Raw genomic sequence first — 20567 nt, forward strand, 5'->3', positions numbered from 1 at the left:
GACGGAAAGGGGTCAGGTAGCATGGCCGAGGACAATAGGAATAAACCGCTGTACATGATCAGCGTGGCGGCCGAGTTGACCGGCATGCATCCGCAGACTCTGCGCGTCTACGAGTCCAAGGGCTTGGTGAACCCCCAGCGCTCGGGCGGCAACACGCGCCTGTATTCGCGTGCCGATATCGAGCGCCTAGAGCTCATCAACCAGCTGACCGACGAGGGTATCAACCTCGCCGGCGTGGTGCGCATTCTCGATATGAAGGAGCGTGCCGAGGAGCGCGAGCACGAGAACGAGAAGCTCCGCGCCCGCGTACGCCAGCTCGAAGATGAGCTGCACGAGTACAAGATGCAGAAGAAGATCACCGCCCTGGCCCCGCGCGACGGCTCAGTCAACCCCGAGCAAGTCATGCGCAAGCTGCTGGGCGCCGGCGGGGATTTGTAGTTACGCGGGTTTACCAACCCGCGTAACGGGCCGACGCTGCGCGCCGCCCAGAGCGACAATTTGTCATTCAAAAGGCAAGGCATGACCAGAAGGTCTATGCCTTGCCTTTTTCATGCCAACTTGTTTGCTCTGGGCGGCGCTCGCTGTCCGTCCTCTACCTGCGGCGTTGCCTTGCTCCGGATGCGGTGGTCATTGGGGACGTTCTTAAATGACTAGTTAAAGGGGACATTCTTGCGGCACTTGGCACTTGGGGACGTTCCTTTTGTGCCGGCACTTTGGGACACTCCTTGTCCAGAGAGTGATGCAAGGGGCTCGTCCTTTGCTTTACCGAGATAAAGTGAACGTGTAGATTCGTAACCCACTCGCAACCGTTCTATGGCACGATATTGAACGAATGTATGCTATGCGCCCAAATCTTTTGGGCAGAGTGGGAGACAGTATGGTCAAGCTGTACGAGGACGGCATCTACCTGCGTAACGGCAGTGAGGTTGTGCCTGTGGCCGAGGCTGCCGAGCGCGGTATTACGCAGACGCCCGAGGATGCCAAGCGCGGCACCATCGCGTATTCGATCCTTCAAGCACACAATACGTCCGGCGACCCCGAGGCGCTCAAGATTCGCTTCGACGCCATGGCGAGCCACGACATCACCTTTGTCGGCATCATCCAGACGGCGCGCGCCTCGGGCATGGAGCAGTTCCCGCTGCCTTACGTGCTTACCAACTGCCATAACTCGCTGTGCGCCGTGGGCGGCACCATCAACGAGGACGACCACGTCTTTGGCCTTTCCGCGGCCAAGAAGTACGGCGGCATCTTCGTCCCGCCGCACATCGCCGTCATCCACTCCTTTATGCGTGAGAACTTCGCTGGTTGCGGCAAGATGATCCTGGGTTCCGACTCGCACACCCGCTACGGCGCCCTGGGAACCATGGCCGTGGGCGAGGGCGGCGGCGAGCTGGCAAAGCAGCTGCTACACGACACCTACGATGTTGCCTATCCCGGCGTTGTCGCCATCTACCTCACGGGCGCCCCGCGCCCCGGCGTTGGCCCGCACGACGTGGCGCTCGCCATCATTCGTGCCGTCTTTGCCAAGGGTTACGTTAAGAACAAGGTTATGGAGTTCGTGGGCCCCGGTATCGCGAGCATGACGACCGACTACCGCAACGGCGTCGACGTCATGACCACCGAGACCACCTGCCTGTCGAGCATCTGGGCCACCGACGAGGACACGCACGCGTTTTTGACCATGCACGGTCGCGGCGAGGACTACCGCGAGCTCAAGCCCGCCGATGTTGCCTACTACGACGGCTGCGTCGAAGTCGATCTGTCGAGTATCAAGCCCATGATCGCGCTGCCGTTCCATCCTTCTAACGGCTTTGAGATCGACGAGCTCAACGAGAACCTCGAGGACATCCTGCATGAGGTGGAGCTCGAGGCCGTCAAGATCGGCGAGGGCAAGACGCACTTTAGCCTGCTCGACAAGATCGTCGACGGCAAGTTGCACGTGCAGCAGGGCGTTATCGCCGGCTGCTCGGGCGGCAACTACGACTCCGTGGTCCAGGCTGCTCGCGTGCTCAAGGGCGCCAACACCGGCTGCGGCGAGTTCTCGCTGTCGGTCTATCCCACGAGCCAGCCCGTGGCACTCGAGCTTACACGCCGCGGCTACATCTACGACCTTATGGAGGCCGGCGCGATTGTGCGCACGGCGTTCTGCGGCCCGTGCTTCGGCGCCGGCGACACGCCTGCCAACAACGGTCTGTCCATCCGCCACACCACGCGCAACTTCCCCAACCGCGAGGGTTCCAAGCCGGGCAATGGCCAGCTGAGCGCCGTGGCCCTGATGGACGCTCGCTCCATTGCGGCGACGGCTGCCAACGGCGGCGTCCTGATGCCGGCGACCGACCTGCCCGAGGAGACTTGGGACGAGGCCTGCGAGTACACCTTTGACGACGCGCCGTACAAAAAGCGCGTGTATTGGGGCTTTGGCAAGGCGGAGCCTGCCGACGAACTGGTCGAGGGTCCCAACATCAAGCCGTGGCCCGCGATGGAGCCCCTCGGCGACGATATCCTGCTCAAGGTGTGCTCTAAGATCATGGACCCGGTCACCACGACTGACGAGCTCATTCCTTCGGGCGAGACGAGCTCCTTCCGCTCCAACCCGCTGGGCCTGGCAGAGTTTACGCTGAGCCGCCGCGACCCGGCCTACGTGGGCCGTTCCAAGGAGGTCGACGCCGTGGAGAAGCGCCGCGTGGCTGGCGAGTCCGCGGGTGACCTGGCAGCACTCGATGCCGAGCTTGCCAGCGTGTTTGAGGCGTTGGCCGGCGCGGGTGTCGCGGCAGATGCCAAGGCGACCGAGTACGGCTCCATGCTCTACGCCAAGAAGCCCGGTGACGGTTCTGCCCGCGAGCAGGCTGCGAGCTGCCAGCGCGTAATTGGCGGCCTGGCCAACATCGTCCACGAGTACGCCACCAAGCGCTATCGCTCCAACGTGATGAACTGGGGCATGGTGCCCTTCCAGATGGAGGCCGAGCCCAACTTTGAGGTGGGCGACTACGTCTTCGTGCCGGGTATCCGCGCCGCGCTCGACGGCGACCTAAAGGGGATCACCGCCTACGTGGTGCGCGCCGACAGTGCGGTCGAGCAGATCGAGCTCTACATTGCCGATATGACGGCAGAGGAGCGTGCCATCGTCAAGGCCGGCTGCCTGATCAACTACAACAAGTTCAAGGCCGCTGCCGAGTAACGTTGCTGTACGCCCCGGACACACCTTTCCCTCGTGCTCACGCGCTTCGCGAGGGTCGCCCGAGGGAAAGGTGTGTCCGGGGCTACCGCGACGTTCTCGTTGGGTCTTGAGGGACGCTGATAAATAGACTTGTTTGATGCCGCCTCCTTTTATTGGGGCGGCTTCTTTTTGTCGAAAACCACCACGAAGGGGTAGGCGCCTTTGCGGTGGTTCCGTTTGTCTCGACCTGTAACATCTGGGCCCCTATTTGACGAGCGGCTGTTACAGATTGAGACAAACGATCGCCGCCGATCATTTCATCTCAATCTGTAACATCTAGGATCGAAAAGGGCCGCTAGATGTTACAGATCGAGACAGTGGAACATCGGAACCGAAACCACCACAAAGGTGCCTGCCTGGCGGGTCCTTATTTCGATGGGGCCCAGGTTATTTCATCGTCAAATAGCCAAGTGCGTGCTGAGCCACTGTCGCGCGCTGTCTGTGGATCGGGCTCGCAAGTTTGTTCGTAGGCATCCTCGGTACACCGATCCATAAAATCGACGACTGCCGTCTGGTCGCCCTCCATGACGTAGATTACGTCGCCATCCGAGATATAGACCCCCGGTCCTTCATTGTCCACGCAGCCGGGGTCGTATGAGACGTTGCACAATTTGCTCCCGTTTGCCGCATCGAGCTCAAGGGTCGAATGATACCCGCCAACCATTTGGCCGTTCTTGGCTCGATATGTTGCGGCGCCGTACCACCGCTTAAACGTCTTGCCTTTGAGTAAACTGGTTGCCTTGCCGATAAGCTGCTCATCTTGGGTATAGCGCGTGGCTCCAAGTTCGATTCGGGGATAGTTACTGACCCCAAGCGCTGCGGGCGTACCGTCGAAATCGACGGTGATCGAATCGGGTTTGACGATATCGGTGAGGATTTCGATGGGGTAGCTTACGGTTTCAACCGCCGCCTGCGTTGCCGAGGCAGGGAGAAATGCGAGATAGATAATTCCTACGCCGACTGCGGTAATCGCAAACGCTAAGACGAGCAGGCCGATATAGGTGGAGCGTTTCACGGCGGGTACCTCGCAAACAGTATGCATTCATTAAGATAAGTGATACCAGCTTACGACAATATTCAAAAGAAAGCGATCGGTCGAAATGACGGGGCGAAAAGGCCCTATTGGGCTTCGATTTGACCTCTAATAGGAATATTTGCCTCCCCTCATTCTGGGCGAGGGGTCAAAATTGAGTTCACGAGTTTTGCGCAATACTATTCTCACTAAACCCGCTATTTTTACTATAAGCACTATAAAAACGACAGGGACGATGACGAGAGTATTGTGGCGTACGATAACCAAGCCGTTTAAGCCGGCACCCTTGTCTTGAATCGCCATCTATATCTGCGCGAACGGGCTATCGGTGGCTCTCGATTTTGTCGCTGTGCTCTCGTTGGATCTTGGGATCGCCAAACGTAGACTGGGCTTGATGTCGCCTCTTTTAATCGGGGCTGATTCTTCTCTGGACCACCACAAAGGGGACGGGCATCTTTGTGGTGGTTCTTGGTTTGTCTCGATCTGTAACAGTTAGACCCTAATTTGCCGAGTAGATGTTACAGATTGAGACAAACGGGCGCCGTTGGTCATTTCGTCTTGATTTGTAACATCTGGAGCCATAAACAGTCGCTAGATGTTACAGATTGAGATAGTAAGGGGACGAGGCCGCAGTGGGTGAGCGTGCCTGCCCCTATCTCTCAATCACTCAGAAAATCTTATATATAGAGACTTAGATTTGTGTATAAGATCGCGCAAAGCTGGCAACAATACTTCTCGAACAACGTGAAGCCGCCCCGTAGGGCGGCCGCCCCAAGAGAGGTGATTCCATGAGAATCGATAAGCTAGCAATGACGTCGCGCGAGGCGTTGCAGACCGCCATGAGCACGGCTGCCGACGCGCAGGCCGGCGCGGTGGAGCCGATTCACCTGCTGTCCGCCCTGCTCGGTGCCGGCGAGCGCAATATCTCCGTGATCATCGAGCGCATCGGTGCCGACCCGGCTCAGCTTGCACGCTCCACGCAGGATGCCATTGACCACGCGCCCAAGGTTTCCGGCGAGGGTCAGCAGATGGGTCTTTCCAACGAGCTCGTCCGCGTTATCGAGAAGGCCGAGAAGAAGGCCACCAAGATGGGCGACAGCTTTGTGGTGACCGAGCATTTGCTGATGGCGCTTGCCGAGGACAAGGGCGAGGCCGGTCGTGTACTGCGCGACGCCGGCGTCACCAAGGAGCGCATCGAGCAGGTCTACGAGGAGCTGCGCGGCGATGACCGCGTGACGTCCGCCGAGGACAAGACACAGTTTGAGGCGCTGGAGCAGTACGGCCGCAATATCTGCGACCTTGCCCGCGCCGGTAAGCTCGACCCGGTCATCGGCCGTACCGACGAGATTCGCCGTACCATCCAGGTCCTGTCCCGTCGCACCAAGAACAACCCCGTGCTCATCGGCGAGCCGGGCGTCGGCAAGACGGCCATCGTCGAGGGCATCGCCCAACGTATCGTGGCCGGCGACGTGCCGAGCACCCTGCGCGACCGCGACCTCATCGAACTCGACATGAGCGCGTTGGTCGCCGGCGCCAAGTACCGTGGTGAGTTCGAGGACCGCTTGAAGGCTGTGCTCAAGGAGGTACAGAAGTCCGAAGGCAAGGTCATCCTGTTCATCGATGAGCTCCACACCATCGTGGGCGCTGGTGCCACCGAGGGCTCCATGGACGCCGGCAACATCCTCAAGCCGGCGCTTGCCCGTGGCGACTTGCACGCGATCGGCGCGACCACGCTCGACGAGTATCGCAAGTACATCGAGAAGGACGCGGCGCTCGCCCGTCGTTTCCAGACCGTTATGGTGAGCGAGCCTACCGTCGAGGACACCATCTCGATCCTGCGTGGCCTCAAGGAGAAGTACGAGATCTTCCACGGCGTGCATATCACCGATGGCGCGCTCGTGGCTGCCGCCGACCTCTCCGATCGCTATATCGCCGACCGCTTCCTGCCCGACAAGGCCATCGACCTGGTCGATGAGGCCGCAAGCCGCCTGCGCATGGAGCTCGACAGCATGCCGGTCGAGATCGACGCCACCACGCGTCAGCTCACCCAGCTGCAAATCGAGGAGCAGGCGCTCATGAAGGAGACCGACGACGCCTCCAAGGAGCGTCTGGAGGCCCTGCGCCAAGAGATTGCCGAGGTCCAAGAAAAGCTCAACGTGCAAAAGGCCGGCTGGCTCAACCAGAAGAACGCCATCGACCACGTGCAGGAGCTCAAGGGCCAGCTCGACGAGGCCAAGAGCGAAGAGGAGCGCGCGACGCGCAATGGCGACCTGGGCCGTGCGTCCGAGCTGCGCTACTCCGTGATCCCGGGCTTGCAGCAGCAGATTCAGGATTCCGAGGCCGCGCTCGAGGCGCAAAAGCAGCAGGACGGCGAGGGCCTGAACGAGCAGGTGACCTCCGATGAGATCGCCGAGGTCGTGAGCGCTTGGACCGGTGTGCCCGTCTCCAAGATGATGCAGGGCGAGCTCGACAAGCTGAAGGGCCTGGAGGGCGAGCTGCATAAGCGCGTCATCGGCCAGGACGAGGCGGTCTCCGCTGTCGCCGCGGCCGTGCGCCGCAGCCGTGCGGGTCTCTCCGATCCGGACAAGCCCATCGGCAGCTTCTTCTTCCTGGGCCCCACCGGCGTGGGCAAGACCGAGCTCGCCAAGGCGCTGGCCGAGTGCCTGTTCGATGACGAGCGCGCGCTCGTGCGTATCGACATGTCCGAGTATATGGAGAAGTTCAGCGTCCAGCGTCTGATTGGTGCGCCCCCGGGATACGTGGGCTACGACGAGGGCGGTCAGCTCACCGAGGCCGTGCGCCGTCGTCCGTACTCTGTGATCTTGCTCGACGAGATGGAGAAGGCTCATCCGGATGTCTTTAACGTGCTGCTGCAGGTACTTGATGACGGTCGTCTGACCGATGGCCAGGGTCGCCAGGTGTCCTTCAAGAACACGATTATCATCATGACGTCCAACGTGGGCTCCAAGGCCATCGCCGATCTGTCCGGTAAGGACGAGGAGGAGATGCGCCATCAGGTCGACGCTGCCATGGCTCAGACCTTCCGCCCCGAGTTCCTCAACCGTATCGACGATATCGTGGTGTTCCATCCGCTCGGTATGGCGCAGATCGAGAAGATCGTCGACATCCAGCTTGCCGACGTTCGCGCGCGTCTGGCCAAGGAGCGCATGACGCTTGCCATCACCCCGGCGGCCAAGCAGATGCTCGCCGTGGGCGGCCTGGACCCGGTCTTTGGCGCCCGTCCGCTCAAGCGTCTGGTTCAGCGCGAGGTCGTGGATGCCATCGCCGCCGCTATCATCGACGGCACGGTGCGCGAGGGCGATCAGGTGACGGTCGATGCCGACAAGGACGGCGGCTTTACCGTCGTGTGCGACAATACGCCGGCGGCCACCTACGAGGTCCCCGACGCCGAGTAGATTTATGGGACATGCCTTAAAATCTGCCAGCCGTCTCTAAACGCCAAGGGCGGCGGATCCAATTGGGTCCGCCGCCCTTTTTCGTGCGACAATCGATAATGTTGAACGGATGCGATGCAAGGAGCTATGCAGATGAAAGACGAGATCAAGACAAGTGCGCCGGCGACCGATGCCGCACTCGCCGCACCCAAGCCTGTGCCTAAGCCGGCACCCAAGCCGCGCGACCCCTACATCCGTGCCGAGAACGAGGACGACGACGGCTACGATCCCTACAGCGATCGCCGCCCCGAGCGCGAGCCGCTGTTCGAAGCCGACCCCTGGCGCTAGTTGCATCAAGTAGCTAATTTGGCGATGATTTTCTGGGACGGGTAGTCAAAAAAGTCCCGTCCCAAATCGACTGTCCAGGGAGTCGCATTCGAGCTTGGTTGTCCTCTCAGCCACTCGGCATCCTTCGAGCAGTAATAGTGAAAAAAACTTGCCTAAGTGTTAATCAAGTCAGACATAATCTTGCTCTCTAATTAATCAAGAATCGCTATAATTTTGATTAGCTAGAGAGCAAGATTGGAGAATCATGGCATTCAACGACTTGATCGCCCAGAAAATAAAGGACTTTGAACAGCAGGGGGTTCCGCAGGTCTTTGAGCGAGACCTTGATCTAGGAAACCCACAGGAGCCAAAGCGCGACAACATCGTAAATGTGATTGTGGGGGCCCGCCGTTGTGGAAAGACGTATCGCCTGTATCAGGAGATGCGGCGGCTTCAGAGCCGGGGCGTCGAGCTTGACCGGATGCTTTACTTTAATTTTGAGGATGAGCGCTTGCGCCCGTATGAGCCATCGCTGCTGGCGGACGTGCTCGACACGTTCTATGCGCTGTATCCTGTTGCTCGAACCGAGGGCGCTTACATTTTCTTTGACGAGATCCAGGAAATCCCCGAATGGGGTGCGTTTCTGCGGCGTGTAGTCGATACGGAGAAAGCGACCGTCTATGTGACGGGATCTTCTTCTAAGATGCTGTCCTCAGAACTTAAGAGCGAGTTCAGGGGTCGTTCCCTTGTGCGAGAGCTTTTTCCGTTGAGTTTTTCGGAATACGTTCGATATAAGACGGGGAGCGTTCCCGAGCCAGATGCGACCTTTTCCCCGAGCGATGCAGCGCTGCTTCGACATCATCTGATCGGGTATCTTGAACAAGGGGGATTCATCGCGACACTTGAGCAGACGCCTGCAGACGCGATTCAGCTGCTACAGGAATATGCTTCGCGAACGGTCGCCATGGACGTCGTTGAACGTTACGACGTCAAGAACCCTCGCCTGGCATCGCTGTTCTTGACGCGGTGTATGGCATCTTCGGGACGAGAGCTGTCAGTGAACAAAGTGTACAACGAGTTCAAGAGCAGACGGATACCCGTCAGTCGTAATTCGCTCAGCGATTTACTTGAGTATTATGAGGACGCCTACCTGTTATTTTCTGTGCCGGAGTTCACGCGTTCACTGGCAAATAACATGCGGTCTGCGTCTAAGGTCTACGCTGTCGACCCTGCGATGTTTGGAGCATTCTCTCCCGCATCGGCATTGGACCAGGGCCAGAGGCTCGAGACCGCAGTGTTCAATGCGCTAAGAAGAAGGACTCCCGCGGTGAGGACCGGCTCGGTCTGCCGCCTGCTAATCAAAGAGAAGAGCAAAAGCCATGAGGTGGACTTTGTGGCTGGGGACGCGCTTCTCATGCGGGCTTATAGCCTGATTCAGGTGAGTGCGGATATGGCAAGTGAGAAAACGCGCGAGCGCGAAATTGCCGCGCTTGATGCCTCGATGGCCCAGTTTGATCTTGGCGAGTCGGCAATCGTTACCATGGATGAACAGACCGATATTCCATGCGAGCACGGTGTGGTACACGTTATGCCCGCATGGAAGTGGCTCCTTGCCTAATCATCTATGGACCTGTGGGGTCAGGACCTCCTGGCTCCTTCATCACGGTTGGGGAGCACCTTGCTGCGCCAGGCTAGTCTTGGGCCTTGACGCTCGGCATCAGAATCTGGGCGAGGTAGTCGGTCTCGAGTTTGGTCGCGGCGTCTGCCTTGCCGTCTTTACCGACCAGGTCGTTTTTGATCTGGCTGTATGTGTAGCGGTTGCCGGTCGTGAGCTCGACAAGCTCAATCGCCGTATCCATGGGGTAGGTCGACACGGGGTTCTGCGTCCGCCCGTTGATGGTCTGGGGCACCACGTACGGATAGACGGGGCCGCTGGGGTAGACGGTATAACCGTTGCCTAGATTGGCCGCACCCAAAACCGTATCGCCTTCATCGGGCGTAAAGCTCTCGCCCTCGCGCACCGCGACGAGCGTCACGAGCGGCGTATTGGCGTCGTCGCCCAGATAGATGCATAGCGTGCTTCCGTTTTGCCAAGTTGCGACCTTGCCGTACCACTCGACGGGAATATCGAGCTGGTAGAGGTCGGTTGCCTTGTGGCGAGCGTCAGCATCACGGGACGCCTGTGCCTTTTGCGCGCTCACGGCATTGACGGCGGCGTCGCGCCGCGCGGTTGCTGCCTGCTGGAGCACTTTGGCAGCCGCGGCGGAGCTCGCACCGCCCTCCTCGGCATACTTGGCGGCGGCATCGATCTGGTCGTCAGTCACCGTGTCGGCCGAAGGCACCTTGAGCTTAAAGGTGGCCTGGGCACTTAAATCCTGTCCATCGCTCTTAACGGTGACCTGCGTCTTGGTGGTCGGGACGGTATAGATGGTGCCGTCGGCCGCGATGGGGGAGGCAGCGATGGAGAGCGTGTAATCGCCGGGCAGCAGTTTGATGCCGCGGCCGTGCTCGTCAACATAGAGCGTTTCGCTCACGGAGGAGCCGTCAGAATCCTGACCGCTCACCTGTACGGGAATCTTGGAGCCAGTGGAACAGTCGAGGCCCGCGGCATGCATGCCAATCTGCACCGACATCATCGTGTGGGCATTGGCGGCGACAGCGGCAGCCTGCTCTTGCTGATATCCGTTCCAGGCAGCATAGCCTGCACCGCCGGCGACGAGCGCGACGGCCACGACACCGGCGACCATCAGATTGCGGCGCTTGGGCGACATCTTGCGATGGCGGACCTCGGCCTCGCGTGCCGAGGGAACGGACGGCAGGGGTATATCGCCCATGGCGATGGTCTCGTCCACGGCTGGTGCGGAACCCAGGCCAGGAAGCTCGCGAGTCAGCGAATCCTCGGCCGGCAAGCTGTCGAGCAAGACGGTTTCCTCGCTCGTGTCGGATTCGGGCTGGTTGCCGGCCTCGCTTTCGGTGCCTTCGTGATCTGCCTCATCCTCGGCAGGCTCAACGTCGCCTGCATCCTGATTATCGGATTGCGCCTCGGTTTCCGGCTCATCCTGCACATCAACGCCCGAATCGTCAAACGCAATCTCATCGAGTGAAATCCGGTCTAAGCTCTCCAAGGCCTCAGCGCAAGCTTCTGCATCTTGGGCCGCATCCTCTTGGCCCATCGTCTCATCATTCATACATCCCCCAAGCTCAATATCGGGACAACACTGTACCCAAAAATGGAGCCATATAAAGCGCGTGCGAAATATAAGATCCGATTTAACCTGAGCGCATCGTTCGGCCGCATCCTCGCGGCGGCAAAAGGTCCCCGGAACGCGAACGAATCACATTCCGGGGGCTCTACAATGCGTTGAGTTGCGCGGAGCCGGCTATGCTGCTTCGTGCTCAAGCGATGTCTGCGCCGGGCGCGTTACTCGGCGTGTGCGTAATCCACCTTGGCGCGGCGAGCGGTAGCCTTCTCCCAATCGCTGGTGCCCTCAAAGACATCCTGCTTGTAGGGATTGCGGCCGAGCTTCTTGGCGCGGTAGGCGATGTAGATGATCGCGGCGACGTTGGCGACCAGTGCGGCGATCGAGACCGCGGTAGCGGCGCCGGGGTCGAGCGTGGAGTGGGTCACAAAGATGGACTCCTCCTGGAAGTAGGGGAATACCTGGGCAAACATGCACCAAATAGCCAGCGTAAAGGCGCGGTTCTGGATCCAGCCGCCCTTGTTCCAGATAAAGGCGGCGACGGTGGGCGCCAGCAGCAGCGCAAAGCCGCAGAACCAGGAGTGGGTGGGCAGGCAGTTGTAGGTGTAGCAGAAGTTCCAGATATCGTAGGCGATGATGTAGACCCAGGTCATGTCGGGCCACAGCATATCGGTCTGATCCTCGGAGGCGTAGACGCTCCACCAACCGGTCATGCAGAAGATGTTGATGATGCCCGCGATGCCGTTGAACACGTTGTTCCAGCCGGCCAGCTGCGTGGCGCCCTCGGAGGTGACCCAGGTGGACTCGCCCAGGACAAAGAAGTGATAGGCGCTCTCGAAGTCGGACACGACGGCGATCATGATGTTGATGGCGACGATCACAAACGGCCACGCGCGGAACCAATGCGCCTTGCCGATCTTTCCCCACTGGTACTTAATGGCAATGAAGCCCCAGCAGCCGGCGAGCGCCGCGTATACCTTGGCGTAGTGGAACCAGCTGTTCTGGTACACATGGGTGGGGTTGGTGAGCGCCCACTCGGCACCCTGCGAAACGCCCACGGCGATGGCGACGCAGTAGATGGTCATGGCCAGCGGAGCCACGCCAAAGATGATGGCCGCGCCGAGCTTGGTGCGGCGGCCGACCTCGTTGAGCACGATCAGGCCGATAAAGACCATGGCCCAGCCGGCCCAGTGGATAAGGGTGTCGCTACCCCAAACATCGAACAGCATGCTGCTCTCCTTTCACACGCCCGCGGCCCCTCTTCTGATCGCGGGCAGTTTGGCCAAATGTCGTCAGTTCTGGGGCTTGCGCTCCGGATACTTGGCGGTATAGCCCTCGATGTGGAGTGTCGAGGCGATGATTTCCTTGACCGTTTCGTCGGGCACATCGGGGTGCGTGCGGATATACATCAAAAGGCCCATGATGAGGGTGTAGAACGTCTCGTAGACATGGTCGATGCGTAGCTCATGATGGGCGACAAAATCCACTACGGTGGTGTCGCAGATATACTGCGCCACGCGCTGGACCACGTTGTGCAAAAAGCCGCCGTAGAGCGCGCCGCTGCTCGAGGTAAGCGTGCTCGGCAGCTCGTGGCCGCTGGCGACCAGGCGCTTAAAGAGCGGGGCGACGGTGTCGAGCGCGCCCTCGATATCACCGACGGTGCGGTCGGCGTTCCACCGCTCGAGTTCGGAGATAAAGCCGTCGATCGCCTCGTCCATAACAGCGGTGACGGCGGCGTCCATGTCGGCGAAGTAGTGGTAGAACAATGAACGCGTGCAGCCGGCTCGCTTGGTCACGGCCGATACCGATAGGTGGGACACGCCCAGCTCGGAGCTTACGGTGCGCACGGCATCGAGGATCTCGCGACGGCGTTCGTCGCCCGTCAGGCGCTTTGCCGCGCTATCGGATGCGGGGACGGCATCGACCACAGAGGTACCTGCTGTGTTGTTGCCCATGTTTTGCCGCCTTTCATCCTCTTTTGCCTGACCGTTCGCCTAACAGTCTTGAATATTGTTGACGGTTCGTCAATACTATTTTTGACACAATGTCAACAATGGCGGGTGAACGGCATGGGGCATGCCCGGCCTGCAAAAAAAGAGGGGCGCTGCGGCTTCGTCGGGCTGTGGCAAGAGAAGGGACAACCATGATTCTCAACGGACCGGGGATTAGCTACACCGAGCCCGACATCGGTTCGGAGTTCGTGCCGCCGCTGCCGGAGCATCCGCGCGAGGCCATCGTCAAGCTGTGCGAGCACTGCACCAACCGTCTGCTGCATCGCGACGAGCTGTTGGGCTACGAGTACTGGTCGTTTGCCGAGGCCGCGACCGACGAGCAGGCCGAAGTGCTCTGCAAGATGAAGATGCGCCGTCCCTATACGCTGCCCGAGATGGCCAAGCTCACCGGCATGCCCGAGACCCAGATCGAGAAGATGCTCGACGACATGAGCTACACGGGTCTGCTCGAGTACAACTGGGAAAACCCCGAGCGCGCCAAGCAATGGGTGTTGCCCATGCTGGTGCCGGGTTCTGCCGAGTTCCTCAACATGCGCGTGAGCCAGCTCGAGGAGCACCCGGTCTATGCCAAGTTCTTTGAGCAGGCGTCCAAGGGACCGCTGTCCAAGGCCACGCCGATGGTGCCGCCCGGAGGCGCCGGCATCGGCATGCACGTCATTCCGGTCGAGAAGGCCATCGACGCCGCGAGCACCTCGGTGCCGATCGAGCATATCGAGCATTGGCTCGACAAATACGATGGCAAATATGCCGCCAGCACCTGCAGCTGCCGCGCGAGCCGTCGCGTGATGGGTGAGGGCTGCGCCGACGACCCGGCCGATTGGTGCATCGCCGTGGGCGATATGGCCGACTACGTGGTTGAGACCGATCGTGGCCATTACGTGACCCGCGACGAGGTTTACGACATCTTGCGCCAGGCCGAGGACAACGGCTTTGTGCACCAGATCACTAATATCGACGGCGAGAACAAGATCTTCGCCATCTGCAACTGCAACGTCAACGTGTGCTACGCTCTGCGCACCTCGCAGCTGTTCAACACGCCCAACCTGTCGCGCTCGGCCTATGTCGCCAAGGTCGAGAAGGACAAGTGCGTGGCCTGCGGTCGCTGCGTTGAGGTATGTCCGGCCGGCGCCGCCAAGCTGGGCCAGAAGCTCTGCAGCAAAAAGGCCGGCGGACAGGTGCCCGAGTATCCGCGCCAGGAGCTGCCCGATGCCACCAAGTGGGATCATACCAAGTGGTCGCCCAACTACCGCAACGACAACCGCATCGAGACGCACGAGTCCGGCACCGCGCCCTGCAAGACGGCCTGCCCCGCTCACGTTGCCGTTCAGGGCTACTTGAAGCTCGCAGCGCAGGGCCGCTATGACGAGGCGCTGGCGCTCATCAAGCGCGAGAACCCGCTGCCCGCTATCTGCGGCCGTGTGTGCAATCGCTGCTGCGAGGATGCCTGCACCCGCGGCCGCGTGGACGAGGCCGTGGCCATCGACGAGGTCAAGAAGTTTATCGCCCAGCGCGATCTGGACGCCGCAACCCGCTACGTCCCGCCTGTGGTGACGCCGACGCGTGCTGGCGGCTTCGATCAGAAGATCGCCATCATCGGTGCCGGCCCGGCCGGTCTGTCCTGTGCCTTCTATCTGGCCGAGAAGGGCTACAAGCCCGTCGTGTTCGAGAAGAACGAGCGCCCGGGCGGCATGCTCACCTACGGCATTCCCAGCTTTAAGCTGCAGAAGGACGTCATTGAGGCCGAGGTCGAGATCATTCGCCTGATGGGTGTCGAGTTTCGCTATGGCGTGGAGGTCGGTCGTGACGTGACGCTCGACGAGCTGCGCGCGCAGGGCTTTAAGGCCTTCTACGTTGCCATTGGCTGCCAGGGCGGCCGCCTTGCCGGCATTCCGGGCGAGGATGCCGAGGACGTGACCGTGGCCGTCGACTTCCTTCGCGAGGTTAACAGCGGCAAGATCGATACCCTGTCCGGCAGCACCATTGTGGTGGGCGGCGGCAACGTGGCCATCGACGTTGCCCGCAACGCCTGCCGTCTGGGCTCTGAGCACGTTGAGATGTTCTGCCTGGAGAGCGAGGCCCAGATGCCCGCCAGCGAGGAAGAACGTCGCGAGGCCGTTGAGGACGGCGCGCACATCAGCTGCGGCTGGGGCCCCAAGGAGATTCACCTGGACGAGGCCGGTCGTGTGTGCGGTGTCACCTTCAAGCGCTGCACGCGTGTCTTTGACGACGAGGGCCGTTTTGCGCCCGAGTACGACGAGAACGACCTGCGCCGTGTCGATGCCGACCGTGTCGTCATGTCGATTGGCCAGTCCATTGTGTGGGGCGACCTGCTGGCTGGCTCCAAAGTGGAGCTCGGCCGCGGCCAGGGTGCCCTTGCCGATCCCCAGACCTACCAGACCGCCGAGCCAGACATCTTTGTGGGCGGCGACGTCTACACCGGCCCCAGCTTTGCCATCGACGCTATCGCCGCCGGCCACGAGGCCGCCGTGTCCATCCATCGCTTTGTGCAGCCGGGATCCACGCTCACTATCGGCCGCAATCAGCGCCGCTACACCGCGCTCGACCGCGACGACGTTGTGCTCGAGAGCTACGACAACGCGAGCCGCGAGGTTGCGCATGTGGACCGCGAACGCGAGAAGGCTGCGCCGTTTAGCGAGTATGTTGAGACCTTTACCGAGGAGCAGGTGCGCGCCGAGACCGCCCGCTGCCTGGGCTGCGGCGCCTCGATCGTCGACCCCAACAAGTGCATCGGCTGCGGCCTGTGCACCACCAAGTGCGCGTTTGACGCTATCCATCTGGATCGCGACCGCCCCGAGTGCTCAACGATGGTCAAATACGAGCAAAAGCTCCCAAGCCTGGGCAAGTATGCTTTAAAGCGCGCCATCAAGATCAAATTTGGTCGCAAGTAAGTAGCCATAACGGGAACGGCGGAAGAAAAAGTGCATGAATTGGGGATCGTTTACCACATCATTCGCGATGTTGAGAACGTGGCGCGCGCCAATGGCGTGAGTCGCGTTTCGAGCGTGACGTTGCTGTTGGGCGAGGTCTCGGGCGTCGTTCCCGACTTGCTGCTCGACGCTTGGCGCTGGGCTGCAGATAAAAAGCCCATCACCGAGGGCGCGGAGCTTATCGTGGAGCCCGTCGAGGCCGTGACGCATTGCGAGGTATGCGGCCGCGACTACGCGACGGTCGAGCATGGCAAGACCTGCCCCCATTGCGGTAGCGGCGAGACATACCTGCTGCAGGGCCAAGAGGTCATGATCAAGCAGATCGAGACCCCCGACGAGGATCCGGCAGACGCTGCTCCTGACGGCCTCTCCGACGCCCCCGACGCCGTCGACGCCGCCAACCCCCTCCACATCGTCTAGGATCCCCTATAAGTTGCGGTGAAATAGTTCCTAAATCCAGCCTTCTGGCTCTTAAACAAGAACTATTCCACCGCAACTATTTTGAGTGGTTTCGTAGACCATAAGTCACGAAAATAGTCAAGCCATGTCTGTTTAAACAAAATAGCGGCAGTACAAGCGCATTCGCGCTTGCCTAAAATCGTTATTAATGAACAGCCTGCTTGTATCTGTAAAATACATAGCTTGATGAGTGACGCTTTATCAGGTAATGAGTCGAAAAACAGTAATGTAATCAATTTGTAACAAACATAGACGTTTAAACAAATAAACCAACCTTTTGCGAATTTAGCTATAATTCCACAAACCAAACAGGTATACTTCCTTAATGTCGTGTAGGAAATACGTAGACAAAAAGGAGGTTATGTGATGGTAAGTATTGTTCTTGCTAGCCACGGGGACTTGGCAGCTGGAATCAAGCAGACGGGCTCGATGGTCTTTGGCGATCAGCCGTCTGTAGCCGTGGTCTCGCTCGAGCCGAGCATGGGCCCCGACGACTTCCGTGCCAAGGTCGAGGAAGCAATCGCTTCCTTCGAGGACCAGGAGCAGGTGCTCTTCCTCGTTGATCTGTGGGGCGGCACGCCGTTCAACCAGATCAGCGGGCTCATCGAGGGCCACGATTCCTGGGCTATCGTCACCGGTGTCAACCTGCCTATGCTCATCGAGGCATATTCGCAGCGCTTTGACGCAAAGAACACTGCACATGCGATCGCAAAACATCTCGTGACTGAGGCTAAGGCTGGCGTGCGCGTCAAGCCCGAGTCTCTGGAGCCCGAGGAGAAGAAGCCGGCTGCGGCCGCTGCTGCTCCTGCAGGCGCCATCCCTCCGGGAACGGTCATCGGCGACGGGCACATCAAGATTGCCCACGTTCGTATCGACACCCGTCTGCTGCATGGTCAGGTGGCCACCACGTGGACCAAGCAGATCAACCCCAACCGCATCATTGTGGTTTCCGACGGCGTTGCTCACGACGAGCTCCGCAAGACCATGATCGAGCAGGCTGCCCCTCCGGGAGTCCATGCCAACGTCGTGCCCATCAAGAAGATGGCCGAGGTCGTCAAGGACACGCGCTTTGGTGACACCAAGGCCATGCTGCTCTTTGAGAACCCGCAGGATCTGCTCAAGGCCATCGAGGCCGGCGTCGACATCAAGGAAGTCAACATCGGCTCCATGGCTCACTCCAAGGGCAAGGTCGTCGTCACCAACGCCGTCGCTATGGGCGATGACGATGTCAAGACTCTCGAGGCCCTCAAGGCCAAGGGCGTCAAGTTCGAGGTCCGCAAGGTTCCTTCGGATTCCTCCGAGGATCTCGACGCCATGTTGAAGAAAGCTAAGGCCGAACTGGCCGCTCAAGCATAGTAAAGGAGGGTCCGATACATGTCTGCAATCACTATTCTGCTTGTTGCGATTGTCGCGTTGCTTGCCGGTATGGAAGGCATTCTGGATGAGTTCCAGTTCCATCAGCCGCTCGTGGCATGCACGCTTATCGGTCTCGTAACCGGTCATCTTCAGGAGGGCATCCTCCTGGGCGGTTCGCTCCAGATGATGGCCCTTGGCTGGGCTAACGTCGGCGCCGCCGTCGCGCCTGACGCCGCTCTGGCCTCGGTCGCCTCTTCGATCATCATGGTGCTCGCCCTCAACGGCGGCGCTACCGATCCGTCGAAGGCCGTTACCGCCGCTATCGCCGTCGCTGTCCCGCTGTCGGTCGCTGGTCTGTTCCTGACCATGATCTGCCGTACCCTGGCTACCGCTATCGCTCACGCCATGGACGGTTGCGCCGAGAAGGGCGACTTCGCCGGCATCGAGCGTTGGCAGTACATTGCCATCCTTATGCAGGGCCTTCGTATCGCCATCCCGGCAGTGCTTCTGTGCATCATCCCGGCCGAGGCAGTTACCAACGCGCTTAACGCTATGCCCGACTGGCTGTCCGGCGGCATGGCTGTCGGCGGCGGCATGGTCGCTTCCGTCGGTTACGCCATGGTCATTAACATGATGGCCACCAAGGAGACCTGGCCGTTCTTCATCCTCGGCTTTGTCCTTGCTGCCATCCCTCAGCTCACGCTGATCGCCCTTGGCCTCATCGGCATCTCCCTTGCCCTCATCTACCTTGGCCTTAAGGATCTGGCCAAGCAGGGTGGCGGCATGGGCGGTGGCTCCGGCGACCCGCTCGGCGATATTCTGAACGATTACGAGTAGGAGGGGAGTGATACATATGGCAGAGAACAAGATTCAGCTCACCAAGGCTGACCGCAAGAAGGTTTGCTTCCGTCATCAGTTCCTTCAGGGCTCGTGGAACTACGAGCGTATGCAGAACGGCGGCTGGTGCTTCGCAATGATCCCTGCGATCAAGAAGCTCTACACCAGCAAGGATGACCAGATTGCCGCTCTTAAGCGCCACCTGGAGTTCTATAACACCCACCCCTATGTTTCCGCCCCCGTCATTGGCGTTACCCTCGCCCTCGAGGAGGAGCGCGCCAACGGTGCTCCGATCGACGACGTCGCCATCCAGGGCGTCAAGGTCGGTATGATGGGCCCGCTCGCCGGCGTCGGCGACCCTGCCTTCTGGTTCACCCTTCGCCCGATTCTGGGCGCTCTGGGCGCTTCCATGGCCCTGTCCGGCAGCATCGCCGGTCCGCTGCTGTTCTTCTTCGCGTGGAACATCATCCGTTACGCCTTCCTGTGGTACACGCAGGAGTTTGGCTACAAGGTCGGCTCCTCCATCGCCAAGGACCTCTCCGGCGGTCTGATGGGCAAGGTCACCGAGGGTGCTTCCATCCTGGGTATGTTCATCATCGGCGCCCTGGTCGAGCGCTGGGTGTCCATCTCCTTCACCCCGGTCGTCTCCAAGGTCACGCAGTCTGCTGGCGCCTTTATCGACTGGGCTAGCCTGCCCTCCGGCTCCGAGGGCGTCAAGGAAGCGCTGACGATGTACAACTCCATCGGTGCTACCGCCCTTGATCAGGTTAAGGTCACCACGCTTCAGGCTAACCTCGATCAGCTCATCCCCGGCCTTGCCGCTGTGTGCCTGACCCTGCTGGTCTGCAAGCTCCTCAAGAAGAAGGTCAGCCCGATCGTCATCATCCTGGCTCTCTTCGCCGTCGGCATAATCGGTCGCGTCTGCGGCTTCATGTAGGCACGCTTCGGCTTAAGACCGAGAGTTGCTAGGCAAGGGCTTTTGAGCCATTGAAACGGACCGCACCCGGTGGGTACACTGGATGCGGTCCGATTGTTTTATTTGGAGGGCGAGGCGCGTATGGCGCAATCTCAGAACAGCACGGTCGATCTGGCAACGCCGGCAACCTGCCTGATGGGGCTTACCAGTCACGGTAACGTAATGGTGGGCAATAAGGCGTTTGAGTACTATAACGAGCGCAATCCCGAGGATTATATTCAAATCCCGTGGGACGAGGTCGACTATATTGCCGCCGAGGTTTTGCGCGGTACCAAGAAGATCACGCGTTTTGCCATCTTTACCAAGGATAACGGTCACTTTACGTTTTCGACGCGCGACGACAAAGAGACGCTTCGTGCGGTCCGTAAGTACGTCGACGAGGATAAGCTTGTGCGTTCGCCCGATTTTATCGATGTGACGGCCAAGGGCGCCAAGAGCATCCCCTCCGTTATCAAAAACCTCTTCCACAAAGGCAACTAGTCATTAAAGAGCGCCCCCCAAGTGGGACGCAGTTTCCCATGGGGCTCGATCGGGAAAGTGCATCCCAGTTCGAGCGCCGATTCCGGGATGTAGTTTCCGGAACGGGGTCGTTTGGGAAACTGTGTCCCGTTTCGAGCCGAAATTCTGGGACACAGTTTCCAGCGAGATCCCATTGGGAAAGTTTGACCCAGAATTTGCCTGGATAGTGGGACACACTTTCCGGAGGGCTGTTCCACCGCAACTTCGAAGAGTGGCTATACGCTGTATTACAACGGCGTAAATCTGCTACACTAGTACAACATGCCTCCGTAGCTCAGGGGATAGAGC

Annotated in this window: 15 protein-coding genes; 11 read left to right on the plus strand and 4 right to left on the minus strand. The window is 59.9% G+C overall.

Translation table 11 applies throughout. The features are described from left to right. The first annotated feature begins 21 nt into the window (after window positions 1-21). Window positions 22-438 carry a heat shock protein transcriptional repressor HspR gene (locus AB5Z54_RS02040; RefSeq protein ID WP_343006476.1) on the plus strand — a complete coding sequence of 139 codons (417 nt, stop codon included), beginning with the start codon at window positions 22-24 and terminating at the stop codon, window positions 436-438. A gap of 439 nt (window positions 439-877) precedes the next feature. Continuing rightward, window positions 878-3178: a hydratase gene (locus AB5Z54_RS02045; protein ID WP_368137423.1), complete on the plus strand. Its 2301-nt coding sequence runs from the start codon at window positions 878-880 to the stop codon at window positions 3176-3178. Between the two features lie 406 nt (window positions 3179-3584). On the opposite strand, the gene AB5Z54_RS02050 is transcribed toward AB5Z54_RS02045, so the two are convergent. After that, a complete protein-coding gene (locus AB5Z54_RS02050) occupies window positions 3585-4232 on the minus strand; it encodes a hypothetical protein (RefSeq protein ID WP_138340855.1) in 648 nt (215 codons plus the stop codon). Between the two features lie 806 nt (window positions 4233-5038). Here AB5Z54_RS02050 and clpB point away from each other — a divergent pair. From clpB to AB5Z54_RS02065, 3 genes are all read left to right on the plus strand, one after another. Further along, window positions 5039-7666 (plus strand): ATP-dependent chaperone ClpB, encoded by a 2628-nt coding sequence (clpB, locus tag AB5Z54_RS02055; protein ID WP_368137421.1) that lies wholly within the window; start codon window positions 5039-5041, stop codon window positions 7664-7666. Between the two features lie 132 nt (window positions 7667-7798). Further along, a complete protein-coding gene (locus tag AB5Z54_RS02060) occupies window positions 7799-7993 on the plus strand; it encodes a hypothetical protein (protein ID WP_368137419.1) in 195 nt (64 codons plus the stop codon). Window positions 7994-8237: 244 nt separating this feature from the next. Further along, window positions 8238-9590 (plus strand): ATP-binding protein, encoded by a 1353-nt coding sequence (locus AB5Z54_RS02065; RefSeq protein ID WP_368159957.1) that lies wholly within the window; start codon window positions 8238-8240, stop codon window positions 9588-9590. A 73-nt stretch (window positions 9591-9663) separates the two neighbouring features. Here the strand turns inward: AB5Z54_RS02065 and AB5Z54_RS02070 are convergent, their stop codons facing one another. The 3 genes from AB5Z54_RS02070 to AB5Z54_RS02080 all read right to left on the minus strand — a co-directional run bounded on the left by AB5Z54_RS02070 (window position 9664) and on the right by AB5Z54_RS02080 (window position 13127). Further along, window positions 9664-11160 (minus strand): hypothetical protein, encoded by a 1497-nt coding sequence (locus tag AB5Z54_RS02070; protein ID WP_368159959.1) that lies wholly within the window; start codon window positions 11158-11160, stop codon window positions 9664-9666. A gap of 233 nt (window positions 11161-11393) precedes the next feature. Beyond that, the gene (locus AB5Z54_RS02075) at window positions 11394-12401 is read right to left on the minus strand and encodes a DUF5692 family protein (RefSeq protein ID WP_118205874.1); all 1008 of its coding nucleotides are present in this window, start codon (window positions 12399-12401) and stop codon (window positions 11394-11396) included. A 63-nt stretch (window positions 12402-12464) separates the two neighbouring features. Next, window positions 12465-13127: a TetR/AcrR family transcriptional regulator gene (locus AB5Z54_RS02080; RefSeq protein ID WP_138340865.1), complete on the minus strand. Its 663-nt coding sequence runs from the start codon at window positions 13125-13127 to the stop codon at window positions 12465-12467. 188 nt (window positions 13128-13315) lie between these two features. Between AB5Z54_RS02080 and AB5Z54_RS02085 the strand changes: the two genes are divergently transcribed. From AB5Z54_RS02085 to AB5Z54_RS02110, 6 genes are all read left to right on the plus strand, one after another. Next, window positions 13316-16093, plus strand: coding sequence for an FAD-dependent oxidoreductase (locus AB5Z54_RS02085; RefSeq protein ID WP_368159963.1), 2778 nt, complete (start codon window positions 13316-13318; stop codon window positions 16091-16093). A gap of 30 nt (window positions 16094-16123) precedes the next feature. Next, window positions 16124-16552, plus strand: a complete 429-nt coding sequence (locus tag AB5Z54_RS02090; protein WP_349091071.1) for a hydrogenase maturation nickel metallochaperone HypA/HybF — start codon at window positions 16124-16126, stop codon at window positions 16550-16552. Between the two features lie 405 nt (window positions 16553-16957). Further along, complete coding sequence (locus AB5Z54_RS02095; RefSeq protein WP_006235196.1) at window positions 16958-17947, plus strand: PTS sugar transporter subunit IIB; 990 nt, start codon at window positions 16958-16960, stop codon at window positions 17945-17947. Window positions 17948-17965: 18 nt separating this feature from the next. Further along, the gene (locus AB5Z54_RS02100; RefSeq protein WP_271739911.1) at window positions 17966-18784 is read left to right on the plus strand and encodes a PTS mannose/fructose/sorbose transporter subunit IIC; all 819 of its coding nucleotides are present in this window, start codon (window positions 17966-17968) and stop codon (window positions 18782-18784) included. 16 nt (window positions 18785-18800) lie between these two features. Then, window positions 18801-19721, plus strand: coding sequence for a PTS system mannose/fructose/sorbose family transporter subunit IID (locus AB5Z54_RS02105; protein WP_271739910.1), 921 nt, complete (start codon window positions 18801-18803; stop codon window positions 19719-19721). A gap of 120 nt (window positions 19722-19841) precedes the next feature. Further along, a complete protein-coding gene (locus tag AB5Z54_RS02110) occupies window positions 19842-20240 on the plus strand; it encodes a DUF956 family protein (RefSeq protein ID WP_006235193.1) in 399 nt (132 codons plus the stop codon). Window positions 20241-20567: the final 327 nt, after the last annotated feature.

The organism is Collinsella aerofaciens, from assembly GCF_040910185.1.
In the GTDB taxonomy this organism is placed as follows: Bacteria; Actinomycetota; Coriobacteriia; order Coriobacteriales; family Coriobacteriaceae; genus Collinsella; species Collinsella aerofaciens_BF.